At 37.7% G+C, this 2,823-nt stretch carries 5 protein-coding genes; 4 read left to right on the top strand and 1 reads right to left on the bottom strand.

Annotated elements, in window-relative coordinates; genetic code table 11:
- The coding region (locus FC65_RS12955) for a KxYKxGKxW signal peptide domain-containing protein (protein ID WP_085898864.1) at positions 1-82 on the bottom strand (82 nt) is incomplete at its 3' end.
- A gap of 585 nt (positions 83-667) precedes the next feature.
- Between FC65_RS12955 and FC65_RS09945 the strand changes: the two genes are divergently transcribed.
- From FC65_RS09945 to FC65_RS11940, 4 genes are all read left to right on the top strand, one after another.
- The gene (locus FC65_RS09945; protein WP_056972556.1) at positions 668-988 is read left to right on the top strand and encodes a hypothetical protein; all 321 of its coding nucleotides are present in this window, start codon (positions 668-670) and stop codon (positions 986-988) included.
- Positions 989-1,032: 44 nt separating this feature from the next.
- Positions 1,033-1,638 (top strand): PepSY domain-containing protein, encoded by a 606-nt coding sequence (locus tag FC65_RS09950; RefSeq protein ID WP_162257062.1) that lies wholly within the window; start codon positions 1,033-1,035, stop codon positions 1,636-1,638.
- Positions 1,639-1,896: 258 nt separating this feature from the next.
- Positions 1,897-2,559 carry a GH25 family lysozyme gene (locus FC65_RS09955; RefSeq protein ID WP_056972559.1) on the top strand — a complete coding sequence of 221 codons (663 nt, stop codon included), beginning with the start codon at positions 1,897-1,899 and terminating at the stop codon, positions 2,557-2,559.
- A gap of 36 nt (positions 2,560-2,595) precedes the next feature.
- A complete protein-coding gene (locus tag FC65_RS11940) occupies positions 2,596-2,733 on the top strand; it encodes a hypothetical protein (protein WP_156408627.1) in 138 nt (45 codons plus the stop codon).
- Positions 2,734-2,823 lie beyond the last annotated feature (90 nt).

Raw genomic sequence — 2,823 nt, forward strand, 5'->3', positions numbered from 1 at the left:
ATGCATTTACACAAGATATTTTACGCTCTCCCCAAGTTTTTCCTGCCTTATACATTTTGAATCTTTTTTTCTCTTCTTGCACTTTTCTTCCCCCTAATATTATGCAATTTCAAATTATTTTTACCCCTACTAAGTTAAGTCTACCTATAATTAGTGTTTAGTACAACTATTTTTTGATAGAACTAACATCAATCTATGCTCCAAAAACATATTTTAAATCTAATTTTTTATCATTCTTTAAAACATCGCTTTTGAAAATAGTCGACTTGTACAAAACCAATAACACTTAGAAATATAATTTGTTAGTAGAATTAAAAATTGCATCCTAATGGCCTTCTACATATAAGAGGTGAGAAAAAATTGACGCCAAAATTCAAAGATACATTTAAAATAAGCCTACCTTAAAAACATAATCTTACTTGCCTGAAGTGAACTCGAATTATTCAGATAAGAATTTGAACCCAGTTACTTTTAACCGCTTCCATTTCTTGGTAGAATATAGTTGTAGCAAAAGAATACTAGAGTTTTTTTAGTATTTCCACCTTGTCATTTAAGTATTACCGCTTAAACATTCAGCAAGGTGGAATCATCCATGAAAGACACAAAATAAAAAATCAATAACGCACATGTTCTAGGGTTCATTGGCGGTGTTATCTTTGCCAATGCAGTGCATGCTGCGATAGTCTTACCCGCCGTTGCATTACGCCTCGGTGCCAAAGGTAAACACAACTTTCACCGTTCGCACTGTCATCATGATCCACATGAAGCTGCCGGACCTGTGCATTTCTTAGCTGAACAACATGCTCAGGAAGCAAAAGATGAACATGCTCTACTCGGTGACATCAAAGCCGATCTGGACGATATTAAGGCAAGTTTGAAAGAAAAAACACCTGAGGGACCTGAGCCACCTAAAGGCCCGGAACCACCAAAGGGACCTGAACCGCCTAAGCCAGACAAAAAAGACGAACCTGAGCCACCGAAACCATAAAATACTTGTCATCAAAGTCGGAGCAAAATGAAAGGATGTTGACAGTGAGATCCTCCAGGTTAACTAAATCTATCTTGTTAGCAGCATGCAGCGGTGCTTTATTCTTTGGCTTTTTCGAAGGGCCAATGCAAGCAATAAATCCAGCAACACCAACTGAAACCATTGTTAGCGCCGCTAAGGTCCCTCAAATTGCTAAAACTGACGTTTCAGTCAAACAATCAATCAAAGCCTATCAAGATAAGTATCCAAAGAGTGATGTCAAGTCTTTGTCGTTGGAAAAAAAGACTGGTAAGTATTACTACGAGATTGAAGGCATTGGTGACCAGAAAGAATATGAATTAAAAGTTGATGCCCAATCAAAGAAAATTTCTGACACAAGTACCGAAACTTTGGACCAAGTCGAGCAAAACGGTGTCAAACGAAAAGAAAATAAGTTAAATACAAAGGATCTTCTTTCGGTTAAAAAAGCAGTCAAAGAAGCGCAAAAGAAAGTTAAGTCAGGTAAAGTTACGGAAGTTTCATTGAACAAAGCGCTAGGGACCACTTATTGGGAGGTTAAATTCCAACAATCTGACAAAAAAGTTGAAGTTCAGCTCAATGCCGCCACTGGTAAATTCTTAGCCAAAGAAACCAGTGAACTTGACGATTAAGTCACTTTTTTGAGATTTCAATTGTAACAATTAACAATTTTGCCAAATACAATGTTTTCTTTCCTAAAAGCCATTGTATTTGGCTTTTTGTGTATCCATTTTTGCACTGAAAACTACTAATTTCTTCAACAAATGGCCATAGTTTTACGTCCAATTTACAATCACCTTTCAATTACTTAAGAACCCTTGAATTCACACACATAGATGATAAAATTTCACCCAATTAAAACATTTGCTTTTAATTCAAGGGAGGCCATTATGCAAATATCTATTGATAGACACAAAGTTGCATTCTTATTTTTGTTTACAGCCAGTTTAGTAGTTTCGCTGGGCGTCTCAATGAAAGTTGTTGCCGCAAGCAACATGTCATATACGGGCAAACCTTTTGCTAAACAAGGCAGTAATCCAAAAGTTGCAGCCCAAGCACAGCCCGACGTTTTTCAAATCGGAGATGCAACACGTCCGAACCAAGATGCTGTCGACGTTTCCTCTTATCAGGCCAACATGACCCAGAATGATTACAATATTTTGGCTCAAAAAGGAGTAAAATCAGTAATCGTAAAACTGACAGAAGGTTCAAACTATACAAATCCTTATGCGATCACACAAATGAAACAAGCAGCTCAAGCCGGCCTGAATGTCAACATATATCATTACGCTGATTTCAGCAATAGCACTCAAGCAACGGATGAAGCCAACTACTTATTAAAGACTCTTCGAGATAACGGCGTTGACACTAAAATCAAAATTTTCGCAGATATGGAGAGTTCTGCAACTCAAAATGATAATGTCGCTGCTAACCTAAACACATTTTGGAAGGTATTAAAAAACGGCGGGTATAATGACCATGGAGTTTATACCTACACCAACTATTTATATCGTTCTGCCGTGATCAACACTGTCGGCCAAAGCCAAACATGAATCGCACAATATCCATATCAACCGTCAGCAAATAATTTGCTGCATTCTGAATTTGGTGCATGGCAGTTCTCGCAAACGGCTCAGATCCCTGGTGGAAATTACACAGGAAGTATCGATGTTTCCCATGATTACCAGGGACTCTTTACTGGCGGTGCCGGTTCTGACCCATTTTAAGTAAAATAAAAGTTCTAATTTCACGTCTCTCATCGCTTGAGGGATAGAAATTAGAACTTTTTTATTAGGGTCCGTCTGAAAACTACTTAA

It is taken from the genome of Ligilactobacillus acidipiscis DSM 15836 (genome assembly GCF_001435755.1).
Lineage (GTDB): Bacteria > Bacillota > Bacilli > Lactobacillales > Lactobacillaceae > Ligilactobacillus > Ligilactobacillus acidipiscis.